Genomic DNA, 23,513 nt, shown 5'->3' on the forward strand with positions numbered 1-23,513 from the left:
CTAATTGAATCTTAGAAACCCGCTCCCTGATACTGTCATGCCAACCGCACATGAATCATTTCTAGACGGCGTCGAAACGCCACTGACCGTTAACCTCCGTGAGGGCGATCCTAACGCCAAACGTGAAGAAATTCGGCGCTATTTCCATCAGACATTCGACATCTATGAGAAGTTGTTCGAGCCGATGAAAGGCCAAGAGGCGTTTGTCGCTCGAGCTGACCCACTGCGCCATCCGCTGATTTTTTATTACGGCCACACTGCCGTCTTTTTCGTCAACAAACTCATCTTGGGTAAATTCCTGAAAAACCGGCTGGATCCGCATCTCGAATCACTGTGCGCCATCGGGGTTGACGAAATGAGCTGGGACGACCTCAACGGCGCTCATTACCAATGGCCCGACCACAACGTAATCAAGACCTATCGTGACCGTGTTCGCAATGCAATCGACCGGTTGATTGATGAGACGCCACTCGAACTGCCCGTGCAATGGAATAGCCTCTACTGGATCATCATGATGGGCATTGAGCATGAGCGCATTCACTTAGAGACCTCGTCCGTATTGATTCGCCAGTTGCCATTGGAATTAGTCGAACCCGAACACCCCGCTTGGGCCGTTTGTGAAAATGATGCCCCCCCCCCCTCCAATGAGCTTTTAACCGTTCCCCCAGGCACCGTAGTCCAAGGCAAAAAACAACCCAGTGAATTCTATGGTTGGGACAATGAATACGGTCACTACGAAGCCGAAGTAGGCGAATTCAAGGCCGCAAAATATTTGGTAAGCAATGCCGAGTTCCGCACTTTTGTGGACGATGGAGGCTATACTAAGGAGCAATTCTGGACCGAAGAAGGTTGGAGTTGGGCACAATATGACGCCCATGGCATGCCCCGTTTCTGGCGACTGCGTAAAGATGGCTCATATGGGCTACGCACCATGCTCAAAGAAATTGACATGCCTTGGTCCTGGCCGGCAGAAGTCAATTACCTTGAGGCCAAGGCTTACTGTAATTGGCTCGGTTCCAAGACCAATAGCTCCATCCGCTTACCCAGCGAAGAAGAGTGGTATCGTTTGCTCGACTTCACGGGCGCGCCCGATGTCAATGGCTGGCAAGATGGTGCACCGGGCAATATCAATCTGGAAGTCTGCGCATCGGCGACACCTGTCAATCGATACGCATTCGGTCAGGGGTTCTACGACATTCTCGGTAATGTCTGGCAGCATACTGAGACACCCATTGCGGGCTTTTCAGGCTTTGGTGTCCACCCGCTTTACGACGATTTTTCCACGCCCACCTTCGATACCAAGCACAACTTGATTAAGGGTGGCTCTTGGATTTCCACCGGCAACGAAACTCTCCGTGACAGTCGTTACGCCTTTCGTCGTCACTTTTATCAGCATGCTGGCTTTCGCTATATCGAAAGCGAACTGGACGTTGCAATTAAGGATGATCGCTATGAGACCGACCCTTTCGTCACCTTGCATTGTGAAGCGCACTACGGCCCCGAGGCATTCGGTGTTGAAAATTACTCGGAAAAAATTGCCCAAATTTGCCTCGATCGGATGACCAAAAGTCAGCGAGGTAAAGCACTAGACATTGGCTGCAAAGTGGGCCGGACAAGCTTTGAGCTCGCAGCAGGCTTCAATCAGGTTCTCGGACTTGATCCAACTGCACGCACCATTCGCATAGGCGTTGAAATGATCGACAAGGGCTACACCCAATGGGAAGCCCCATCCGAGGGCGAGATCGTCAATTTCCGTCAGGCCTACCTAAAGGATATAGGTCTAGACCGTTCCCGCAGCAAAGTCGAATTCATGCAGGCAGACCTGTCGAACATGAAGGACCTTTACCGAGGATACGACCTAATCCTCATCAACTGCATTCTGGAGCACTCCTATCACCCGGCAAAATTCTTGGAAACGGTGCACGAACGTCTGAATGACGACGGCTTGCTCGTTATTGCGTCAACAAATGACTGGTCGACAGAGCATACGCAACGAGAAGATTGGCTAGGCGGGTTCAAGGATCGCACGGGCGAAAATCAATCGACGATTGATGGTATACAACTAGCGCTGAGTGAAAAGTTTGTTCAAGCCGAACCTGCGGTCGATATCCCGCAAATCATTCGCCACAACAGTCGCAGCTATGAACACAATCTAGTGCAGGTAAGTTTCTGGCGAAAAGCGTAACATGACTCCATAGGCAGTTTTCGTATTGCCCGCCATGTTGACGAGAACAGCATGATGGGCAACTCAGGTCAGCTCATAACTACGCAAGTCCAGTCACTCCGCCGCAGTTGCCAGCACTGCGGAACACCGTTTACGTCGCGAAACAATGACGTGGCATTTTGCTGTATGGGTTGCGAAAGCGTATATCAGCTTATTCGCGACCAAGGCTTCGACGAATATTATGCGCGTAAGTCCGGCGTCACCGATCCAATACTCGAAGCGCCTTTTACCGAGCTGAATTGGCAATGGCTACACGAGCTTGTCATTCAGGCTGAAACCATGCCGAGTGAGAACGCATCTGCGGAGTTCTCTGTTTCTGGGTTATCCTGCAACGGTTGCTCTTGGCTCGCACAGCAAGTCATTACTCGCCAATCAGGAATTCTCGACAGCAAAATACACGGTGCACCGAGCCATATAGAACTGACATGGTTGAGGGGCACTGACCTCGTAAAGTTAGCCATGGAACTTCAACGTTTTGGTTTCCTGCTCCACCCCCTCGATGCCCCCCCCCGGCCAGCACGCACACCACTGATATTCGGCGCAGTCTTTGTAGGCAGTGCCCTGCTCTTTCAATTGCCACGTTTTCTGGGCGCTACTGACGGGTTTGCTTTCGCGCGAATATTCGACCTTATGAGTACCCTACTGGGCGGACTCGCAGTATTAATGGCCAGCCACTTTATCGTCCGATGGCAAGCCTACCAACAACAGCTCAAGTCTTAAGAAAGGGATCAACGATTCGTTTCTCGTCTTCGTCCTCATGTCGTCGATAATTATGGCGCGCAATCAGGAAAGCTTCACCCGCCGCGCCAAAAAGAAAGAGTAAGTCATCTGGTTCCTCAAGGAGGTTATGATAAAAGGCAGCAACGCCCTCTAGCCAAGAATTCGGCTGTAGGACGAGTATCGCTAGTGGTTCGTTTAACTCGACTGACGTCGCAAGAATTTCGCTGAATATTGCCCCAATGGAGACACTGAAAAATGCGCACAACGCCGCTATCCCCGCAATGGTTGCGTTGCCTCGGCCTCCACAGCCAGCAGAAGCAGCTGACCCCACCAAACCACCTACAATCAAAACCCCCATCCATTCAACAGGATCCATTAAACTGAGGAATTCTCGCGGGATCAGGATGGACATACCGTCGTAGAAAAAGTCCCGCTGGGCACCAATGAGCAAATCAATGAGTCCTAAAACGAACACCCCGAAGAGTGCGGCACCGACGGAAAGAGCTGTGGCCCCAAGAAAACGCATACCTTCGGACACCGCACCAGTCATTTGCTGAACGGTGGAAAGCTCATCCGAGTTATTATCCCGCTTGGGCATCGGTGGAGCGGTTTTCTTACTTGGAGCACCAGGAATCGATGGGCGTGTTTTCGGGGTTTTACCTGTTGCCGCCTCTTCATCCACCAGTTGATGAGGGCGTTCAAATGGGGCGCGTGTGCGTGCAACTGCCGTTGCAGCCTCCTGTTTTTTCTTGGGAATCAAAAAGCGGGTAATGCCCTTTAATGGTGGCGCTTCTTCTGCTTCTGTTACGCCTACCGGAATCTCATTTTCGCTTTCAGGTACGTAAGGAGAAAGCTCGTCTATAGTCTCAAGCGGGACATAGCGTGGTAGAGCAGAATTCCAAACAAGTGTGCTTCCTTTCAGAACCCGGCGACGTAGCAATATGAGAATCTGGTCCCGAGTCACGGGGCCTATCTTATTGCGGTCAACCATGTAATACCATTTATCTGCCACCCGTAAAATACCTCATCTGCTTGAAATACCCAATCATAAGGGTTTCCCAAATTATGCCTCAATCGTAACTAATATAATTGTTAATTCTTGAGCATAATGTAGCCATCTTTCCATAGAGAGCAATATCAGGATTCAATTGTTCCTGAAAGCGAGAAACGATGAAAAATCATTGATCCCGAGACAAGCGAGGAAGATTTCCGGTCGATCGAGCCAGATCAGCAATGGATGACCCTAAGTTTGTTCGGGCAGCGATCTGGTTGCGTCGAGCGTCGTCTAAATCCTCCTGCGAGGTCAATAGATCCAGCAGATTGTTAATGCCAGATTGATAACCAATAGATATCGCCTCATAAGCTTCCTGTTGGGCGTCAAGCGCTGCAGTGGTGGAATCTACTTGTCTCAAAGCTGAACGATACGCAAAAAATGCAGTCCACACTTGCTTGAGCACTTCTAACTCGGTTTCTCGTGCATCTTGCCGTGCACGACGAGTCAGATCACGCTGCTTATCGATCTCATACCATTTATTGAAGCCTTGAAAAATATCCCACTCAAGCGTTAGAGCCGCAACGTAATCATTCATCGGTGAAGCATTGCTTCCGGTAATCTCAGCATATTGGAGCGAAACACTTGCATTGATTTCAGGCCAGAGATTGGCGCGAGCAGCATCAAGATTATATTCCTGCTCCCGCACATCAGCGTAAGAAGCCATAAGCGTAGGGCGATTTTGGAGCGCTTCGGCAACTAAACGATTCACATCAGTGTCGAGTGAATCAAAGTTAGGAAACTCCTCTAATTGCATGATTTCCAGCCCAGAGCTAACCTCAATACCAAGCGTCTTGGCTAAATCCGCGCGCGCTGCTTCAATTTTGGCTATATCGCCCTCAATCTGGGACTCCGCAGTCTTCATATTAGCCAAGGCGCGAAGCGAGTCCTGCTTGTTTCCGAGTCCTGATTCCAGCTTTTTAGATGCTGAATCGTAAGTTGCTTCAGTATTGAGCAAAAAGGCACGAGAAGCGGCTAAATTAGCTTCTGCAGACCACAATGTGTAGTAGTTGTAAAGCACGTCACGGACGACGTCTTGGTAAATCTGATTGTATGAAAAATTCGCCGAGTAAAGTGCTTCACGGGCAGCGCTTGCTTGGGCTTCGCGTTCACCAAAGTTAAAAAGTAGCCAATTCAGATCAAGCGCCGGGCCATACTGTGTATTCCAATTTGTGCCTGAGGTGCCTACATTTTTCAGTTTTTCCCGCTGCACACTGGCGCTGACGGTGACGTAGGGATAGTATTCGCTCAGGCTCTGTCCATACTCCGAGGCCCGTGAACGGGCCAGAAACCACAGGCTACGCGTTTCAGGGTTATTCGACAGCGCAATGTCCACCAAAGCGGGCAAATCCAATTTGGGCAGGCCGACTGCCGCAACCGGATTTTCGCTATAGCCACCCTTCTTGTTCTTAAAGTATGGGTCCTCGCCCGTCATGAAATTTACTGCGTCCATTCCGGGGTTATCCGTTCTTGGGGCATTTCGCTGTGCTGAGGGGGGGGGGCGCCAGAGTTCACTTGGCCGTGCGGCGACTTCCTCGTCAACATTCACGCAACCGTGGAAATAGCCGACTGAAATACTGAGCAAGCCAATAAGCCTGAGTGCGCGAAACGCGATCTGGATATTAGTTTTCTGAATGCCTGATGTTGAATTTTGCATTACCTAGGCTTTTTTCCCGCGCTCCCCTCGCGTAAAGAGCGGTATCTTGTCCATGACGTGCTTTTCAAACCACTCAAAATATAGGAACAAGGCAGGGGTAACGTAAAGCGTGATCAACTGAGAAACGATCAGCCCCCCGACAATGGCCGAGCCCAATGGCTTACGAGCGGCGGCGTCAGCGCCCCACCCGATCGCAATCGGTACGGCACCGAGTAGCGCAGCGGCAGTAGTCATGATGATCGGGCGAAAACGTTCCATACAGGCTTCGTGCACCGCATCAATCGGTGACAAGCCATCAGCCTGACGCTGGATGGTGAAGTCGATCATCATGATGCCGTTTTTCTTCACAATGCCCATAAGCATAAACATCCCAATGCCCGCGTAAAGTGACAGTTCCTGGCCAAGCAATAACAACGTCGCCAAACCACCAACCACGGCGACCGGTAGAGCGGTTAGTACGGTTACGGGATGCACCCAGCTTTCGTAAAGGATGCCGAGGATCACATACATGACGAAAATGGCCACAATTGCCATAACTGCCATACTGACAATCGTTTCCTCAAACATCAGAGCCTGCCCCTGAAAGCTCGTCATCACGTCTGGCGTGGACAGTTTCTTGACCGTTTCCTTCACGAAATTATTCGCATCACCGACAGCCGCCCCCTCTTTGATGTTATAGTAGATGGTGACTGAGCTGAAATTGTTAATATGGTTCACCGCCAGTGGCCCGACATCCTCGTGGTAGGTTGCTATGGAGGCAAAAGGCACCAGATTGTTTTGAATGTCAAAGACGTTTGAATCACTTGTGAAAAGCTCGCTTTGATTGAAAGCCGACTGAAAATACAGAGAGTCCAAGTCAGGTGCTTTGGAGCGCCATTCGGGCTGGGCTGCGACAATTACCTGATACTGTTGAAACGGTGACTTGATCAGATAAGAATAATTGAGCGAATAAGCGTCTTTGAGCACGGTCGCGAAGTTGTTCGCGGTCACCCCATAAGCACTGCCCAGAGGCCGCCAGAACTCCATTTCAATCTGCGGATTCGACAGATAAAGATCACTATGGACGGACGAGAAAAATCCGCTCTTCATCATTTCGGCGACAAGTTTTTCCGACGTTTCATAGACCTTATCAGTGTCCAAACCCGACAGGCTATAGGCATAGTTACCCAAAGTCGTCGATGTCGCACCAGTCGAAATTTCCAATGATGGATTGGGCTGAATTGCAGGTAAAATGCCCGGTATACCCGCTAAAGCTGCTCGCAATTGAGTATCGACGACATCAATAGCTGGACGCTCGCTAACATCGATCAGCGAAATAAAGGTTAGAATAAAATTACTCTGCGCAAAGCCCGAAACCCCAGACACCGTGACGAAATTATCAACGTAGGGATTTTCCTCAATAACTGCCTTAACGCGCGCTTGGTAGCGCTTCAAATCGTCTGCCGAAGCTCCAGTGTCGGCAATAAATGCCCCTTGGATGAAGCCACTATCCCCCACTGGAATGAAGGTCTTCGGGACCATGTAACCAAAGCCGACAACCCCGGCCATACAGGCAACCCATGCGAGCGCAGAAATCCACTTGTGCTTAAGGAAAAAGCGCAGGGTCGGATCGTAAAAGCCAAGACAGGCTTTCTCAAGCCGATTGGCAATCTTCTGCATGAAGGTTTCCTCACCATCATTATGAGACTTAAGCATCCGTGCGCACATCAGTGGTGTGAGCGACAGAGAAACCAGACCTGACATAACCACCGCGACGGTAATCGTAACACCGAACTCGCGGAAAATACGGCCCATAAGCCCCCCCATAAACACCAGCGGGATGAACACCGCCGCCAGTGAAAGCGTCATCGAAAGAATCGTGAAACTGATCTCCTTGGCCCCTTCCATCGTAGCCGTCAAGGGGTCCTCTCCGTAGTCCTCCATGCGGCGCACCATGTTCTCCAGGAAAACCACCGCGTCATCCACCAGGAAGCCGATGGAAAGCGTTAGCGCCATGAGGGAAAGGTTGTCTAGCGTATAGCCGCAAAGCTTCATCACCACAAAGGTGAGCAAGAGCGCCATTGGCAGGGCGACCATTGGAATAATGGTGTCACGTGCACGCCCCAAAAACAGGAAAATGGTACCACAAACGAGGACGAAGGCGATTAGCAGCGTTTCTTCCACGTCCTCCACCGAGGCGACAATCGTTTTGGAGCGATCATAAATAACGCTCATGGCGATGGACTGTGGAATCTGCGCCTGAAGTTCCGGAATCATCGCCTTAACGGCGTTGGCGATCTCCACGTCGTTCGCACCATCCGCTTTTTGCACTGCTAACACAACGCCCGCTGCATTTGGCGGGACGAGGGGCGACCAGTAATCGATATTAAAATCTTCCGCCTGAATGCCTTCCACCACATCACCCAAGTCTCTCAGATAAATCGGACGGTCGTTTTTGACGGCTACGATGATGTTGGCGTACTCCTCAGGCGTGGTCAGCTGGGCATTCGGCTGAAGTGTCATGTTGATCGTGTTGCCCTTGTATTCACCGGCACCCAATGTGTTCGTGCTGCCCTGCACAGCCTGAGTCACTTGGTCGAATGTCAGGCCACGGTTATACAATTCCTGCGGGTTAAGTTGGACTTGGACCGCACGCTTGGACCCATAAACATTGACCGCAGAAACACCGTTAATGATCTGCATACGCTGAGCGACCTGAGTAAAGGCGTAGTCGTAAATGTCGCCCTCCGTCATCGTGGTGGACACCAAACCGAGATAAATAACGGGCTGCGCGTTCGGATTCGTCTTGGTGTAGCTTGGTGGGCTGGGCAAGTCCGTTGGCAAATCACCTTGGGCACGAGTAATGGCGGACTGCACATCCGTCGCCGCCGCATCGATACTTTTACTTAAATCAAATTGCAGGACGATATTGCTGTTACCCTGCGTATTATTGGACGTGATCAGCTCAATCCCCTGAATCTGCAAAAACTGCTGCTCCAGCGGTGAGGCCACGTTGGCGGCCATGATCTGAGGGCTCGCACCCGGATAACTCGCTGTCACCTGAATGACTGGATAGTCAACATTGGGCAAGTCGCTAACCGGCAAAGTTAAATAGGACCAGACGCCAAACGCTGCGACCGATAAGGCCAGCAGCAACGTCATCACTGGACGTTTTATAAAAGGATCGGAAATGGAAGACATAGCGCGCCGCGGTCCCGGTTATTTGCTCTCTTCGGCCGGTTTGCCGTCGGAACCCTTTGCGTCAGCACTCTTTGGCGGAGTTCCCGTCACACTGCCTGTTTCCAGATTCAGTAAAAACTCAGTCTCTTGCTCGCTCAGCACGCCATGGGACTGCAGCTTCTTCAAAAGCTGGGGCGGCAGACGCCGACTGTCTTGGATTTTCTTAATCTCCGCGGGCGTGGCCTTCTTGTATTTCTGAAGCATCTTCACCACAGGATCAATCATTTGAGGCGGAAGCTTAACGTCAGCCGGATTCCCGTCGGTCACGATTATTTCTGATTTATCACGGAGAAAATCAAGGCCTTCGCCAACCAGTTTATCACCAGGTTTGACCCCACTTTCAATGACGATCGTGCCGTCTTCCTGTAATTGCCCAACTGTCACGCTCTTCTGGGTAACCGTGCTCGTTGCCTCATCGATAACGAAAACAAAACGCCCATTTTGGCCGATGCCTACGCTGCTTGAAGACACGACCATTGCGTCCTTGATCGTTTTGAGATAAACGCGAACTGCTAGCGGCTGATTCGGCCAAAAGAAGCCGTCATCGTTCTTAAAAGTAGCACGTAAGTTAACCGTGCCGGTTTCTGTGTCCACCGCATTACCAAGAATGGTTAATTCACCCTCGCGGTGCTGCGATGCGTCCGAGAGTGAACTGGCGCGAATGGTCAGCTTGCCTCCTGCTTTGTTGAAATAACTGCGAATGTCGTCGAATCGAGATTCCGGCGAAATAAAGTCCACGTAAATGGGGTCCATCCGTAGAACGGTTGCGAGGGTCTCACCTTCGAGTGCACTAACGACATTACCAACGTTCACCAGATAAATACTCGCCATCCCATCAATCGGCGATCGGATCTCAGTGTAGTCGAGATTGACCTTTGCTGCGAGCAAATCGCCTTCAGCCTTGCGTAAGGCACCGCGATCAGACTCCACCGTCGCCTCCAGCGCTTGAAAGTCTTGTTCAGAAATCAGTTTTTGCGGAACCAGCGGACGATTTCGCTCCAGCGCGAGTTCATCAATGGCCAACTGGGCACGGGCCTGTTCGACCGAGCCCTCTGCCTCCTCAATCGCTGCGATATAAGGCGGCTGGAAAATCCTATACAGCAGATCGCCTTTCTTCACCATGGAACCCTGTGTAAAAGTCACCTCGGTGATCTGGCCATCGACTTGGCTAACGATGTTTACCGACTCATAGGCTGTTGCTCTGCCCAGAGTGTCGCTATACAAGTAAACATCGGCCGTCTTGACCTCGTTAACCGTAACGGTGCGCGGCGGTGGTCCCTTTGGCTGAATTGGCTCGGGGCCACAACCAACCAGGAACGCGAATGCTGCCGTGGCGCATATGCCCACCGGCAACTGTAATCCATTCCTCCATAATTTACTCATGCGCAGTCGTTTCCTAGTAGTTTCGCGTAGTATCGCCGGACTTTTCATTCTGTCAACTGGTCAATTAAACGAACGTTCGAAAACTTGGGGCCGATGGAAAACAAAAAAATTCCGACATTAGCGGCCTTAATCAACTGCTATCATTACACTGGCGAACGATATTGCTGATTTACATTGAAAACATGGCCTAAAAATCGTCGCCCAGAGAGAAATTGACGCCCTTAATTCCAGCATAGGAAACGGCGTCCATGACCTTGACAATAGTCTGATGGTTCACTCCATCTGCTGGGGCAATGGTCACCAACGCATCGACCTGGTTGGCGTCGCTGGCTTGTTTGAACCGCGAAAGCATCGCAGAAAGTTCTATCAAGCGTGGTGCGTCAGGAGTGTCGTAAGCGTATTCGTTGACGACTACCTGGCCTTCGTCGTTTATTTCAATGATCTGCTCGTCGGGCATTTCTACGGGCTCAGTCTGCTCTACCACTCCAGGCAGCTGGAATGAAATATCCGCCTCCTGCTTCTGCAAAGTCGCCGCCACCATGAAATAGATCAGCAACAGGAAAACGCAGTCAATCATCGGCGCGATAGGAATCGTTACCTTTGCATCGGTCTTCTTTTTAAGCTGAACCATTGTCGGAATTTACACGGCGTTAATGATTAACTTTATCGGCAAGCTTACTGCTGATGGGTTGCATAAATGACCTCGTAAGCGCCAGCATCAGCGCAGACACGGAGTACAGCCTTGATGTCCTTATAGGATGTTTCTTGATCGGCTCGGACAGTGACCCGTAAGCGTGGATTCTGTTCCAGAGAGGACTGAAGCTCGGCCTTGATCTCTGCTGCCGAAACGGAGCGTTCGCCCAAAAAGGCCTGGCCGTCAGCATCCACGGTGACCACTCCGCGATCAGACAGGTCTTCAGCCACCTCGCTTTCGAGAGATTCGGGGAGCGTAACCTCCTTGGATTTGTCTGCCTGAGCCAACGTGCTCACACACATAAAGAAAACGAGCAGCAGGAACACCATATCAATCATAGGTGCCATCTGGAAATCTTCTTCGGGCCGTTCGACGCGATGCAGCTTTATCGCCATTGCAGCCCATGGCATCATTACCCGCGTCAAGGTCAAGCCCTACAGCAAAACAGCGTGCTAAAACGTTACACGCGCGATACAATGTAAGATCAGTCATTTTCTTCTTCGCAATTTACAAGTAAGACGGCAGACTCCCGCGCCATATGGCTCATTCGCACCACGACCATGCCGGACATTCTCACGAAGGACATTCGCACTCAGCTAAAGGCATTCCCAAGCAACGTCTCTTGCAGGCGCTGGGCATCAGCCTGATCATAACCGTGGCGCAAATTATTGGCGGTGTCATTTCGGGCAGTCTTGCTCTGATGTCCGACGCCCTCCATACCGCGACAGACGCAGTCGCGCTGCTCGCAAGTTTTATTGCCGTCAAGCTGGGGGAACGCCCCGGCTCGGAAAAACACACTTTTGGCCTCAAGCGCGCGGAAATCGTTGCCGCTGCTATGAATGCCGGGGTGCTGATCGGCATCAGTCTATGGCTACTCTACGAAGCCACGCTGCGCTTCATTCACCCGGATTCAGTAAAGGCTGGCTGGATGATCGGTGTTGCGGCTATTGGCCTCACCGCCAATGTCATCAATGCGCTGCTCTTGCAAAAAGGAGCCAAGGACAACATCAATATGCGCTCGGCCTACCTCCACGTGCTGAGTGATGCAGTGGTAAGCGTTGGCGTCATCCTCGGAGGGATCGCGATTATGTATCTAGGCAAAGGCTTTACCTGGATTGATCCGATGCTCACCGTCCTAATCTCTCTCTGGTTAATCAAGGAGAGTTGGTCAATTGTCGAGGAATCCATCCGCATCATCATGATGGGTACGCCGCCGGGTATTGAGGTAAAGGAAGTCGCTGCCGCCCTGACCGAGCTAAAAGCCGTGCGCGGCGTCCATCACCTCCACATCTGGTCCTTGAACGACCAGACCATCCACTTCGAAGCTCATATTGATATCGATGACCGCTTGGTCAGTGAATGCAGTTGCGTGGCGGATGAAATCGAGGACCTCTTGCACGATAAATACGAGATTACTCACGTCACCCTACAATTTGAAAGTGGGCGCTGCGAAGATGAGGCGTTGATCCGCTCCCACGACACGCTCTGAGGCAGTTTCGCTTCCGTGGTTCTTACGCAACCAAGACAGCAGGCCAAGGATGACCATCAACCAGCTTTAACTGGCTCGCCAAGCTGCTCACGCAAGAAAGTGAGCACAAGCGGACGCAAGTCCATATGCTCAGGCTGAAGGTGGAAAGTGTGAGGTGCGCCGCCGATTTCAAAATACCAATAGCGCAGTCCCTTTTCAGCCAACAACGCGGCCAGTTCACGGGAGTATTCGACCCCAACAATTTTATCCGCCGAACCGTGTGCAATGAAGATGGGTGGAAAATTTTCGTTGATGTAAGTGGCTGGCGAAGCAGCGATCTGGTTCGCCTCGGTTTCTTCCGGCGTTTCACCTCCAAATGGCGATATTTTTCGATCACGAATCACATGTGGTCCGTAAAAATTCAAGATGCAGCTCACAGCATTAGACTGGTCTAGATAGAGCCCGCCCTTATTCATCTCATCAACCTGAGTCGTTGCGCCAAGCATCATTGCCAGATGACCACCAGCGGAGCCACCCATTGTAGCAATGCGGTCCGGGTCGATGTTAAACCGCACCGCCTCTTTGCGCATAAAACGCAGCGCGGACTTACAATCATACAAATTTTGCGGCCAAGCGGCGACCTCCGAAGTGATCTCGTTGGTGTTTGGGTCGCGAATGACTTCGTTGAGCTTATAATTGATCGAAAAAACCGCGAAACCTTGGGCGGCTAATACATAGCCGATATTGCGCTCACGCTCCATTGCCTTGTCGAGAATGCGCCAACCCCCACCATGAATGAGCAGCACGGCGGGCGCTGGGCCGAGGAAATTTTTCGGCGGTAGATAGGCGTCCAGCTTTTCCGTGCGCTCGGCACCCAGATAGTCAATGTCCGACTCCAAGCGGACGGTTTCATCAAATAAGACAGCGGGCATGATCCAAAATTATAATAGAGGTGGAGGCGAAATCGACGGGATGAAAAAAGTCAGTCCGGCAGCTCAACTTATTTTTTCCACGCCTTCTTCTCGGGAACTGGTAGGCCCCGGGCTTCAAACGCGGTACGGAAGTGCAGTTTAGCAAATTCGCCAAGACGATCATCACCGAACTTTTTGACCAATTCCTTGGCTTGGGATTTCACGGTCGCGCTCGCACCCTTGGCGAGCGGAATACCCGCTATCTTGGAAAGATCAGCCATGCGGCGCACGAATTCCGCTCGGGCACAGATGGAAGCAGCGGCCACAACGGGGTCAGACTCCGCCTTGGTGCGCATTTGGAGGTCAAAGTCAGTCGCGGCAAAGCTGTCCTTGGTCAAGGCACACTGCACGAGTGGCTGCTTGCTAAATTGGTCGAGGAGTCCCCAAGAGACCTTTTTTTCGGCAAGAGCGCTTTCCAAGCATTTGGCGTGTTGCCAGGCAAGAAGACGGTTCAGATTGCTCCCAAACTTGCCGTATAGCTCGTTGTATTTAGGCATCTTTAGAGCCATGCGCTTCACGACGACGCCCTTGGTCTCCACGATGATTTTGTCGAGCTTGAGGATGGCCCGGTCACTGGTGATGCGCTTGGAGTCCATGATTCCAGCCTCACGCCATTCGGTGACCATATCGCCCGTCGCAACAACACAGCACGAGACGAGCGGCCCGAACAGATCGCCCTTGCCAGACTCGTCAAGCCCGGCGTGGTCGGTAAACCATTCCGGGTTGTTCACTTCGTCATAGCCAAGCTCAGGCGTCATGGTGATCTCTGCTTCGAGCACGAATGTCACCCAGTCTTCGGTCTTCTTACCTTGGACGACGAGCTTGCCGCTCTTGTAGCCGACGAGGTTGATCTTGTCCCCCTTGTAGCCGAAGTGCGCGTAGTCGACCTCGTAGTATTCCCACAGGCGCTTCTCGCACCATTCCTTGACCATCACCATCTGCTCGTCAGTGAGCTTGATCGTGTAGAGTGTTGTCTTCTTGGGTCCTTCTTCTTCAAGAACTGGCTGCTTCTTGCGCTTGGGCATGGATCGAAGGAAAAAGGAAAAAGATTAAAGGTTAAAGGAGAAACGTACGAGCAAAGTTTAATCAGATTTGACGGAATTGCGCGTAAAAGAAACAAATAAAGCTTTCCGTCCTTCCCTGTCTTCCTGTTTAAAGTCTCCCTATGGATCCCTCCCCCCTACCTAACCAAGCACCCGCTTTCACCAAAGCGTTGCTGGCCTGGTATCAGGAAAACTACCGCCCCCTGCCCTGGCGTGAAACGCCCTCACTGTATTCCACGGTGGTTTCAGAGTTCATGTGTCAGCAAACGCAGATCGCCACGGTCCTGCCCTATTTCGATCGGTGGATGAAGATCCTGCCTAGCTTCGAAATGCTGACCATTGCCTCCGAATCACTCGTGATCAAACTCTGGGAAGGCCTCGGCTATTACTCCCGCGCACGCAATTTGCAAAAGCTGGCCCACCAATGGATGGCCGCTGAGCCCAAGCCGGAAACCGCCGCCGACTGGTTGGCCTACCCCGGAGTTGGCCCCTACACCGCCGCCGCCATTGCCAGCATCACCTATGAGGAGCACGCTGCGGTAGTTGATGGAAATGTCGTCCGTATTCTGGCTCGGCTAACCAACGATCAGCGCGAGTTCTCGGACAACGGAAAGGCCGTTAAAGCCTTCACCACGCTAGCTGGCCTGCTGATTACTCACGCCGAGCGTCCGGGTGACCACAATCAGGCCATGATGGAGCTAGGTGCCACAATCTGCTCCAAGGCCAACCCGCAGTGCCTAATCTGCCCAGTAAAAGACTTTTGCGAAGGCCAACGCGTCGGCAACCCCGCCCAACTGCCCCGCCTAGCGAAGCGTCAGATCATCCAGAAACGCATTGATCGGGTTTTCCTTATCCACGGTGGCCGCCTGCTCATCCACCGAATTCCGACCACCGCCAAACGCCTCGCCGGTCTGTGCGAACTCCCGCCAGGAGACTTACTTGAGGTCAGCTTCCCCGCTGAGCTCATCCTGACCCGCCGTCGCGGCATCGCTAACGAACGTATTGAAGAACGCTTCTTGCGCATCGATTGGAACAGCAAACTCCACTCGCTGATCACCAAGGATGAGACCCTTTTCTGGCAGCCCCTCAATCAGTTAAATGACATTACCCTCACTGGCCCCCATCGTAAATGGCTAGCCGAGCTGATGGCCCTCTAAGCCCGATGTGCGCGGCGGACTCTGCACCTGGACCACCCGGCGACGATATTTAAGCGGCGTCTGCCCAGTTGCGGCCTTAAAGGTTTCGTGGAAATAGCTGGTGCTCTCGAAGCCGCATTCCAGCGCAATATCCAACACACTGCGCTGGGTCGTCTCCAACCAGCGACGAGCCAAATTAATGCGCTGCTCCATAACCCACTGTGATGGCGTCATCCCGATATGGAGTTTAAAAGACCGGCTCACATGCTCAGGAGAGCGACCACACAATGAGACGAGACGTGCGACACCGCCTTGCAAATTTACCGGTTCCAATGCGCGGTTCAGTCCGCGCTCCAACCACTCTGGTAATGCCGCGTGAGTTACCACCCCAAGGACCGGTCGGAGCAATCTGGCTAACGCCAACAGAAAGTAATCGGCATCCAGCACCGCCTTCGGACCAACGATCAAGTCCTCCGACAAAAGGTTGAATTCACGAATCTGCTTTTCCGTCAACATCACTGGGCGTATTCTTTGCCCAAGCTCCCAGTTATTCTGCAAAGTAGAGCTTTGCGGCAATGCCCGCTGCACAACCGATGCTTCGATGGCGATGTTCGTAAAAGTAATCGGATCGCTTGCACTTCCCCAAAAGCCATGGACGTCTTTGGGATGAACGAAATGCAATTCTCCACGGTTCAACATCTGCTCGCTCTCCGCCGTCACCTGCCTTCCTCGTCCGCCTTGGACCAGAAAGCACTCGTAGAAATCGTGCGTATGCAACTCAGCCGGAGCCGCAGCCGTTAATTTCACCTCGGCCAAATGCAGGTATTCGCCGCCTGGGCAAAGCTCCCGCCATTTCATCTCAGGAATCATAAAATCAAATATAAGCGCTTTTTCGTCAATAAAGCGAACGTAATATCAATTGAAAGCATTTATAATAGCGTCCATGAATACGACATCTCCCCCCCGCCTTTCCGCCGAAGAAGTGTCTCAATATAAAGCTGAAGGCTTTGTATTGCCTCACGGAAAAATCTTCAGCGACGAGAAATTCGCCGCCCTCGTTGAACACTTCAACAGCAAGCTGGCCAAGTTATCGAAAGACGAGCGGCCTGAAGCGATGGACACTCCACATTTCGAAGACGCCAAGTTGAATGAATGGGCGCTTGCCCCAGAAGTCGTGAACCTCGTCGAGCCACTACTAGGGCCGGACATTCTTCTGTTTTCCACTCACTTCATCTGCAAACCGCAGGGTGATGGCCGCCGCGTGCCTTGGCATGAAGACAGCGCCTATTGGCGAAAGATGATGAGCCCCATGGAAGTCGCCACGGTCTGGCTCGCGCTGGACCCTTCAACGCGAGCCAATGGCTGCATGTACGTGATCCCAAAATCGCACAACACAGGCAAAAAGGGCTTCTCAGACTACGAGGGCGTTGACGAGAATGTCAGCGTTTTTAGCACCGAGATCATCCCCTCTCAGCGTAAGGACGAGCTCGCCGTGCCATGTGAGTTGCAGCCTAATCATTGCTCTCTCCACGATGCGCGGACTCAACACGGCAGCCCGCCTAATACCTCAAACCAACGTCGTTGTGGCTGGACGATCCGCTTCATCCCAGCCCATGTCCAACTCCACCCAGATTTCTTAGACATACATTTGCTCTATCAGGCAAGGGGCCAAAATCTCCTCAATCAGAACCTCGCCGACCCAACCGTCTCCTACCCGCAAATCATGGAAAACCGCCGCGCTAGTAAGTTCAGCGTGCATTAGTCAGTAAGTGGTTCCAGACATCTCCTGCACAAAAACTTTAGGGCCTGCGTATTACATACTTTAGGCCCTAAATTTTTCATTGCAGGTCATCGTGGAAATTAGTAATAAAGCTACGGAATCATTTCCCCGCGCTCACTGTATAATCTCACCCCTGCGATATGCCCCACATCGACAATACGCTTAGATCAATAATCAAACGACCGATTAATTGTTTAGTTCTGTTTGTTACCTGTTGCTTAAACGTGAGCGTCTGGGCGGAAAAACCAGCTGAAAGCGTACGGATTGACGCTATCTTAGAAGCGCATTGGAAGGAAAAAGGCGTGCAGGGTGAGGCCATCGTCGATGATCAGATTTTCCTGCGCCGGACTTACCTGACTGTCGCCGGGAGGATTCCATCTTATGAAGAAGCTCAGACTTGGCTGGCCAGTCAGGACGTCGACAAACGAAATAAACTAATTGAACAATTAATTGAATCCGAAGGCTTTGTTAACCAACAGTTTAATCTCTGGGCTGATGCATTACGCATTCGCACAACCGGGCGAGACGGCGATGTAAGTGGCGGCAAATACTTCGTTCCTTGGCTAAAGAATCAGCTACGTGCCAACACCCCCTATAATGTTTGGGTCCGCGAAATTCTGGCCGCTGAAGGTGCCCCTTGGGACAACCCTGCGAGCTCCTATTACCTCCGTGACGTTGGCATGCCATTGGACAACATGGCGATTACCATGCAGGTCTTCCTCGGCACACAAATGCAATGCGCACAGTGCCATGACCACCCAACTGATGTCTGGACGAGGCGTGATTTTTACGAAATGGCCGCCTTCCGATACGCAGTCAATACACGTCGAAATTACGGCCAGATGGAGCCCTTGCAACCACTACTCAAGGAGCTGCAGGAGCGAAAGCTCGATGGACTTTCCGACAAAGAAAAAAAGAAGATGAACGCAGATAAGCTGCTCAACCCAGCAGGGCGCGACCTTTTCCGAAGCATGCGCTGGCAGACCACCCGCAATGACCGCAAGCTCAAGTTTCCCGACGACTATCAGTACGAGGACGTTCCGGCCAAAAGCGTCGTGGACCCACACACAATTTTTGGCGAATCACCCGATGTAAAGAAGCTCAAGGCAGATGATCGTGCGGAATTTTATGCAAATTGGATCACCTCGACCGAAAATCCACGCTTTACCGTAGTTATTGCCAACCGAGTCTGGAAATCTGTCATGGGACGCGGCGCACTGGAACCCATTGATGACATCCGTGGCGACTCGCAATCCGAAGTCCCCGGTCTCTCTGAAGAGCTGACCGCGATCATGCATCAGGTCAATTATGACCTTAAAGCCTATTACCGCATTTTGCTGGAGACCGATTACTTTCAACGCAGCGCTGTAGTCTTTGATTCAGAAAATCCTGATAGTTATCACTTTACAGGTCCGACGCTCCGACGCTTGAGCGCAGAACAGCTCTGGGATTCTTATGTCGTGCTCCTCAAACCCGACATTGATAATCGCCCAGAAAATTATCAGGACCCGCTCCCCCCCCCCCCCGGCCCCGTCCAACTGCTCAGCACATTCACACCGGAACAGATGGCTGACTATCTAGACAGCGCCGAAAAAGCCTGGAAAGAACGGCAGGACGCAAGGACCGCTTTTTACCGTGTTCGCTCAGATCCCGAAAAGGCCGACACTGAGGAATATAAAGAGCTTAAGCAAACTCATCAGGCTGCTGAAAAGAAGTGGCGCTCCTACTCCAATGTCAGCGATGCCATGATGATGATGGGGGAGGCAGAGGAACAAGACGCCACTGAGGATCAGAAAAAGAAAGGCAAAAAGCCCCAATGGTGGGAGCGTAATTTAGCCCGGGCCGCTGATCTGAATTCGCCGGAAAATGTCGATCATTGGTTACGTGTTTTTGGCCAATCTGACCGCGACATAGTCGACAATGCTGACGAAACATCTACTGTCAATCAGGCACTGCTGCTGCTCAATTCCGGGGAGACCAATAGCATACTCACGGAAAAATCCGACCCGGTCAAACGGGCAAAAGAAGCCAAGGACCCAATAAAAGCCTTGGAGGCGCTGACGATTGGCTTCCTCACGCGACAGCCCAGTGAACAGGAGAAAGCCTACTTGCTCGCACAATGGGAAACGAATCCGAAACTCGCCCGGGAACGTATGGCGTGGGCCATGGTCAACACACAAGAATTTCTCTTTCTACAATAGCCCCCCCCATGGACGAAGACCTGAACAAACTTGACGATCTTTCCCGGCGAAAATTCCTCCACTACACCGCGCGTACGCTGCTTGGCGTGGGGCTTGCGTCAATGTCCAGTAGCCCACTTTGGGCTAATGCCACAGCAGCACGCCTCTCGCGCCCCCTTGCCCGCAACGTGATTTACATTTACCTCGCGGGGGGCATGAGCCACCTCGACACATTCGATCCCAAGCCCAACACGAAGGCAGAATATGGTCCGGTTGGAGTCATCCCGACCAACATTGATGGCATTCAGGTCAGCGAGTGGCTTCCTGGGTTAGCCAAGCGAATGAATCACCTTGCGCTAATTCGCTCGATGACTTCCACCCAAGGTGCCCATGAATCCGGCACGTATTTCATGCGGACCAGCTATGCACCGCGCGGCACTATCCAGCACCCGGGCTTAGGGGCTTGGCTCATGAGCATGTCGGGCAAGACCAACACGACCCTGCCCGGCAACGTACGCATCGGCGGCAGTGGGCAAACGCCAGGCCGGGAAGGTTTTTTGGAAAAGCGCTATGCTCCGCTCTTTATTGGTAATCCCGACAAGGGCCTGCGCCATGTCAAACTGCACAAGAACGTCGACGAAACCGAACTACAGGAGCGCCTTGCCTTGGCCCAAATGATGGACATGGGCTTCCACCAAAAATATTCCAGCAAGGAAGTCGCATCTTACGGAGACATTTACGAAGAAGCCATTAAGCTGATGACCAGCGAGGACCTTGACGCATTTAATCTGAGAAAAGAGCCCGACCACGTGCGCGAGCGCTACGGCAACTCCAGTTTCGGAAAAGGCTGTTTACTCGCCCGTCGCCTCGTGGAAAACGGCGTGCGCTACGTCGAGGTCAACAAGGGCGGTTGGGACACTCATAACGACAACCACAAGCAAGTCGAAATCCTCTCTTACGAAATTGATCAAGTGCTCTCCGCATTGATTGACGACCTGTATTGGCGCGGATTACTCGACGAAACGCTGATTGTTGTCGCCACTGAATTTGGCCGTAGCCCAAGCATCAACCGTAATCAAGGGCGCGACCACCATCCACGCGCCTTTAGCTGTATGCTAGCCGGAGGCGGTATTAACGGCGGGCAAGTCTTTGGTGCCACCGACGAGCACGGCGGTGAAGTGGCCGAAAAGGCCGTCACGATTCCTGATTTCAACGCCACCATCGCCTACTCCCTCGGCCTGCCAACGGATCAGCCGGTGATGACGCCTAGCGGGCGCCCCATGACGGTTGCTGACAAGGGCGAACCACTCCGCATGTTGTTTTAACAGATGATCGACTGGCATTCCCTCGGGGCGCTGCACCTCGTTCTGTTGCATGTGCCCATTGGCCTCTTCGTTGGCGTGTTGGCGCTGGAGCTCGCTTTGTCGCGTGAGAAGCATCAGGAGGCGCATGACGATGCCATCGGCATACTACTACCGCTTTGTCTGCTGACCTCGATTCTAACTGTGCGCTTCGGCTATGCCCTTGGAGAAACCGACTACGATTGGGACGCCATTGCCGATCATCGAAATGCAGGATACGTTTTTCTCGGCGCGCTGACGCTTGCCTTGTTTTCATTCTGGTGGTCACGTTGGCGGCCAAATATGTGGAGCGGTGGCGTCTACGCCATCAGCCTCGTGGCCTCACTGATTGCATTGATCCTCACTGGGCATTTTGGCGGTGTCATTACCCATGGTGAAGACGCGCTAACCGATGCCTTGCCTGAGTTCATGAAAACCAAGCCCAGCGCAACAACGGGGGGGGGCGATACGCCAGATGGCGTTGTTTCCGGGAGTGAGCCAGCCAATCCCTACATGGACGAAGCTTACGCCATTTTGGAGAAGTCATGCATCGAGTGCCACGGCCTCGATAAGCGTAAAGGCGGCTACCGGCTCGATGTCCCACGACTCGCGCGAGTAGGCGGAGAAAGCAACAAGCCAGGCATCGTCTCGGGCGAGCCCGATGCCAGTGAGCTCATCCATCGCATCATGCTTCCACGCGATGCCGAGGGCGCAATGCCCCCCAACAAGAAACCCGCCCTGCCCTCAGAACAAATCGATATGCTCCGTCTTTGGATCGAGACTGGCGCACCATTTCCTGGGGAGGAAAACAAAGCAGAAGCCAAGCTAGACCCCGAGATCGTGAAACAACTAGAAGCCTTGCGCGAACTTGGTTGGGCTACAGATTTCACGCCTTGGAGCAGTAGCAAAGTCCTTGTTAATCTCAGCCAAGCAGAGCTGCCAGACTGGAAACTTTGCCACGCCAAGCTGTTGCCGCTCTCGTCTAAATTGGTTTGGCTCAACGCTGCCAATCAGGTGTGGCCACCTGAGTTTTACACCGATTTAAAGGACTTCCCGCAGCTTCAGCGGTTACACCTTGAACATAGTAACGTGACAGATGCAGACCTTGTTCAGCTGGCATCGTTCAAGCAGTTAAATTACCTGAATCTCGCCTCGACCAAAGTGACACTAAGCGGACTGAAGACAGCATTAACACTGCCAGCACTCACTGAGCTTTTTATCCACAACCTAGACCTCAAGCCCAAGGACTTGAAACAGATTCGCGTCGAGCACCCCAACGTGGCGATTATCGGCCAGTCCACTCAAGAAGTGAACAAGCCTAAGGAAAAATAAACGCCAACGCTGGAGGGCCAAACAAAGTCAGGATTAGTGACCGGCTTCGAGCTTCTTACCCTTGGGCTGGCCAATGGCCGCGAGGAGTTCCTCGAACCAAGGTTGGTCAATGTCGAATGACTTGCCGCCCTTAATACGCTCAAATTCGATTGCTCGTAAAACACCTCGCTGGTCTTCATCGTGGCCGATGACGCCGCTTTCGCCCTCATGAGCGCATTGCACAGCAAGGTCGGTGCAGCTCTTGATCAAGCGCAGATCGTCGATGTTCGAGGGGGCAGCGCGTGAGAAATAACCGCTCTTCTGCACCATGTTTTTCTCGGCGTCGAGTGCCTCAGCGAATTTACTGCCAAAATATTTGCCTGGGTTTACCGCATCGAGCTTTACGTGACCAAAGGCGTCGCGAGGCACTTCTTCGCCACGAGCTTCCATCTGCTTGACGATCGACTCCAAGCCAGCGCCTTCACTGACAAAGATGTTCACACAGTCAACTTCGTCCATGATAGCTTTGAGGCGAACAGCTTCGGCCTCCAAGTCAATTTCCATCTCTGGAATGTAGATCGCGTGCACGTCGAGGCGTTTTTCGGTCAGGCCGAGACCTGGTGCAAATTCGCGGTCGCCGAGGATTTTTTCCCGATAATAACGCGCCGTGGCGGCGGTCAGCCAACCGCAACTGCGGCCCATGACTTCATGAACGATCAGCATACGTGGGTTGGCGCTGTGCTCGCCCACGATATTGCGGAAATATTTGGCACCCTCCTCGGCGGCGGTCCAGGCACCCAACGTCTGCACGATCGGGAACACGTCGTTGTCGATCGTCTTGGGCAGGCCGATCACTTGCAGCTCATAGTCGTTTTCGTGAAGGAATTTCGCCAAATCGGCGGCGGCGGTGTTGGTATCATCACCACCAATCGTGTGCAGAACTTCCACGCCGTCCTTAACGAGTTGATCAGCGGCTACCTTTTGAGGATTTTCGCCTTCTTTCACTAGGCCACGCTTCACGCAATCCTTAACGTTGGTCAGCTTCACGCGGCTGTTACCAATGGGGCTACCGCCGTGACGATGCAAGATGTGCGCCTGAGCGCGCATCTCTGGCGTGACCACAATGCTTTCGCCAAGAAGGAGGCCCTTATAGCCGCCGACGTAGCAGATGATCTCCGTATCCGGCGCGATCTCGCTATAACGCTCGATCAAGCCGCCGATAGCGGACGATAAGCAGGGAGCCAAGCCCCCTGCAGTTAGGATTCCAACTTTTTTAGGTGCTGCCATGGCCCAAATACTCAATCACCCCCGCCGAAAGTTGAAAGGAAAAAAACAA

At 52.4% G+C, this 23,513-nt stretch carries 18 protein-coding genes; 8 read left to right on the plus strand and 10 right to left on the minus strand.

Translation table 11 applies throughout. From position 1 onward, the window contains the following. The first annotated feature begins 37 nt into the window (after positions 1-37). Positions 38-2,185, plus strand: a complete 2,148-nt coding sequence (gene ovoA, locus IE065_RS07385) for a 5-histidylcysteine sulfoxide synthase (RefSeq protein WP_189513447.1) — start codon at positions 38-40, stop codon at positions 2,183-2,185. Positions 2,186-2,239: 54 nt separating this feature from the next. Beyond that, positions 2,240-2,944 carry a heavy metal translocating P-type ATPase metal-binding domain-containing protein gene (locus tag IE065_RS07390; protein ID WP_267908112.1) on the plus strand — a complete coding sequence of 235 codons (705 nt, stop codon included), beginning with the start codon at positions 2,240-2,242 and terminating at the stop codon, positions 2,942-2,944. Here the strand turns inward: IE065_RS07390 and IE065_RS07395 are convergent. The 6 genes from IE065_RS07395 to IE065_RS07420 form a co-directional block, all read right to left on the minus strand. Beyond that, positions 2,934-3,935 (minus strand): DUF4339 domain-containing protein, encoded by a 1,002-nt coding sequence (locus IE065_RS07395; RefSeq protein WP_234043693.1) that lies wholly within the window; start codon positions 3,933-3,935, stop codon positions 2,934-2,936. The genes IE065_RS07390 and IE065_RS07395 overlap by 11 nt on opposite strands. Before the next feature lie 187 nt (positions 3,936-4,122). Then, positions 4,123-5,652, minus strand: a complete 1,530-nt coding sequence (locus tag IE065_RS07400; protein ID WP_189513453.1) for a TolC family protein — start codon at positions 5,650-5,652, stop codon at positions 4,123-4,125. 3 nt (positions 5,653-5,655) lie between these two features. Further along, positions 5,656-8,832: an efflux RND transporter permease subunit gene (locus IE065_RS07405; RefSeq protein ID WP_189513455.1), complete on the minus strand. Its 3,177-nt coding sequence runs from the start codon at positions 8,830-8,832 to the stop codon at positions 5,656-5,658. An 18-nt stretch (positions 8,833-8,850) separates the two neighbouring features. Then, positions 8,851-10,254, minus strand: a complete 1,404-nt coding sequence (locus IE065_RS07410) for an efflux RND transporter periplasmic adaptor subunit (RefSeq protein ID WP_189513457.1) — start codon at positions 10,252-10,254, stop codon at positions 8,851-8,853. Between the two features lie 187 nt (positions 10,255-10,441). Beyond that, positions 10,442-10,885, minus strand: coding sequence for an ExbD/TolR family protein (locus IE065_RS07415; RefSeq protein ID WP_189513459.1), 444 nt, complete (start codon positions 10,883-10,885; stop codon positions 10,442-10,444). A gap of 44 nt (positions 10,886-10,929) precedes the next feature. Beyond that, a complete protein-coding gene (locus IE065_RS07420) occupies positions 10,930-11,343 on the minus strand; it encodes an ExbD/TolR family protein (RefSeq protein WP_200163129.1) in 414 nt (137 codons plus the stop codon). A gap of 143 nt (positions 11,344-11,486) precedes the next feature. Here IE065_RS07420 and IE065_RS07425 point away from each other — a divergent pair, with 143 nt between their 5' ends. Next, positions 11,487-12,437: a cation diffusion facilitator family transporter gene (locus tag IE065_RS07425; RefSeq protein WP_189513463.1), complete on the plus strand. Its 951-nt coding sequence runs from the start codon at positions 11,487-11,489 to the stop codon at positions 12,435-12,437. Positions 12,438-12,493: 56 nt separating this feature from the next. Here the strand turns inward: IE065_RS07425 and IE065_RS07430 are convergent, their stop codons facing one another. Further along, positions 12,494-13,348, minus strand: a complete 855-nt coding sequence (locus tag IE065_RS07430) for an alpha/beta hydrolase (protein WP_189513465.1) — start codon at positions 13,346-13,348, stop codon at positions 12,494-12,496. A gap of 68 nt (positions 13,349-13,416) precedes the next feature. Further along, positions 13,417-14,412, minus strand: a complete 996-nt coding sequence (rnhC, locus tag IE065_RS07435) for a ribonuclease HIII (protein ID WP_189513467.1) — start codon at positions 14,410-14,412, stop codon at positions 13,417-13,419. A 140-nt stretch (positions 14,413-14,552) separates the two neighbouring features. Here rnhC and IE065_RS07440 point away from each other — a divergent pair, with 140 nt between their 5' ends. Beyond that, positions 14,553-15,587, plus strand: coding sequence for an A/G-specific adenine glycosylase (locus IE065_RS07440; RefSeq protein WP_189513469.1), 1,035 nt, complete (start codon positions 14,553-14,555; stop codon positions 15,585-15,587). Here the strand turns inward: IE065_RS07440 and IE065_RS07445 are convergent. Further along, the gene (locus IE065_RS07445) at positions 15,564-16,436 is read right to left on the minus strand and encodes a helix-turn-helix transcriptional regulator (protein WP_189513471.1); all 873 of its coding nucleotides are present in this window, start codon (positions 16,434-16,436) and stop codon (positions 15,564-15,566) included. The two genes, IE065_RS07440 and IE065_RS07445, sit on opposite strands and share 24 nt — an antisense overlap. Before the next feature lie 73 nt (positions 16,437-16,509). Here IE065_RS07445 and IE065_RS07450 point away from each other — a divergent pair, with 73 nt between their 5' ends. From IE065_RS07450 to IE065_RS07465, 4 genes are all read left to right on the plus strand, one after another. Further along, positions 16,510-17,328, plus strand: coding sequence for a phytanoyl-CoA dioxygenase family protein (locus IE065_RS07450; RefSeq protein ID WP_189513473.1), 819 nt, complete (start codon positions 16,510-16,512; stop codon positions 17,326-17,328). A gap of 242 nt (positions 17,329-17,570) precedes the next feature. Beyond that, positions 17,571-19,547, plus strand: coding sequence for a DUF1549 domain-containing protein (locus IE065_RS07455; RefSeq protein WP_189513475.1), 1,977 nt, complete (start codon positions 17,571-17,573; stop codon positions 19,545-19,547). Between the two features lie 8 nt (positions 19,548-19,555). Beyond that, positions 19,556-20,851, plus strand: coding sequence for a DUF1501 domain-containing protein (locus IE065_RS07460; RefSeq protein ID WP_189513477.1), 1,296 nt, complete (start codon positions 19,556-19,558; stop codon positions 20,849-20,851). Positions 20,852-20,854: 3 nt separating this feature from the next. Beyond that, positions 20,855-22,198, plus strand: coding sequence for a c-type cytochrome domain-containing protein (locus IE065_RS07465; RefSeq protein ID WP_189513479.1), 1,344 nt, complete (start codon positions 20,855-20,857; stop codon positions 22,196-22,198). 33 nt (positions 22,199-22,231) lie between these two features. Here IE065_RS07465 and IE065_RS07470 read toward each other — a convergent pair whose 3' ends face one another. Then, positions 22,232-23,464 carry a pyrophosphate--fructose-6-phosphate 1-phosphotransferase gene (locus IE065_RS07470; protein ID WP_189513481.1) on the minus strand — a complete coding sequence of 411 codons (1,233 nt, stop codon included), beginning with the start codon at positions 23,462-23,464 and terminating at the stop codon, positions 22,232-22,234. Positions 23,465-23,513 lie beyond the last annotated feature (49 nt).

Origin of the sequence: Cerasicoccus arenae (assembly GCF_014651635.1) — a bacterium.
Lineage (GTDB): Bacteria > Verrucomicrobiota > Verrucomicrobiia > Opitutales > Cerasicoccaceae > Cerasicoccus > Cerasicoccus arenae.

Bases quoted from the DNA above. Each gene is read 5' to 3' on its own strand.
- ovoA (WP_189513447.1), top strand. From the start codon at position 38: ATGCCAACCGCACATGAATCATTTCTAGACGGCGTCGAAACGCCACTG.
- IE065_RS07470 (WP_189513481.1), bottom strand. From the start codon at position 23,464: ATGGCAGCACCTAAAAAAGTTGGAATCCTAACTGCAGGGGGCTTGGCT.
- IE065_RS07415 (WP_189513459.1), bottom strand. From the start codon at position 10,885: ATGGTTCAGCTTAAAAAGAAGACCGATGCAAAGGTAACGATTCCTATC.
- IE065_RS07445 (WP_189513471.1), bottom strand. From the start codon at position 16,436: ATGATTCCTGAGATGAAATGGCGGGAGCTTTGCCCAGGCGGCGAATAC.
- IE065_RS07420 (WP_200163129.1), bottom strand. From the start codon at position 11,343: ATGGCGATAAAGCTGCATCGCGTCGAACGGCCCGAAGAAGATTTCCAG.
- IE065_RS07405 (WP_189513455.1), bottom strand. From the start codon at position 8,832: ATGTCTTCCATTTCCGATCCTTTTATAAAACGTCCAGTGATGACGTTG.
- IE065_RS07400 (WP_189513453.1), bottom strand. From the start codon at position 5,652: ATGCAAAATTCAACATCAGGCATTCAGAAAACTAATATCCAGATCGCG.
- IE065_RS07395 (WP_234043693.1), bottom strand. From the start codon at position 3,935: ATGGTTGACCGCAATAAGATAGGCCCCGTGACTCGGGACCAGATTCTC.
- IE065_RS07440 (WP_189513469.1), top strand. From the start codon at position 14,553: ATGGATCCCTCCCCCCTACCTAACCAAGCACCCGCTTTCACCAAAGCG.
- IE065_RS07465 (WP_189513479.1), top strand. From the start codon at position 20,855: ATGATCGACTGGCATTCCCTCGGGGCGCTGCACCTCGTTCTGTTGCAT.
- IE065_RS07390 (WP_267908112.1), top strand. From the start codon at position 2,240: ATGGGCAACTCAGGTCAGCTCATAACTACGCAAGTCCAGTCACTCCGC.
- rnhC (WP_189513467.1), bottom strand. From the start codon at position 14,412: ATGCCCAAGCGCAAGAAGCAGCCAGTTCTTGAAGAAGAAGGACCCAAG.
- IE065_RS07450 (WP_189513473.1), top strand. From the start codon at position 16,510: ATGAATACGACATCTCCCCCCCGCCTTTCCGCCGAAGAAGTGTCTCAA.
- IE065_RS07430 (WP_189513465.1), bottom strand. From the start codon at position 13,348: ATGCCCGCTGTCTTATTTGATGAAACCGTCCGCTTGGAGTCGGACATT.
- IE065_RS07425 (WP_189513463.1), top strand. From the start codon at position 11,487: ATGGCTCATTCGCACCACGACCATGCCGGACATTCTCACGAAGGACAT.
- IE065_RS07410 (WP_189513457.1), bottom strand. From the start codon at position 10,254: ATGAGTAAATTATGGAGGAATGGATTACAGTTGCCGGTGGGCATATGC.
- IE065_RS07460 (WP_189513477.1), top strand. From the start codon at position 19,556: ATGGACGAAGACCTGAACAAACTTGACGATCTTTCCCGGCGAAAATTC.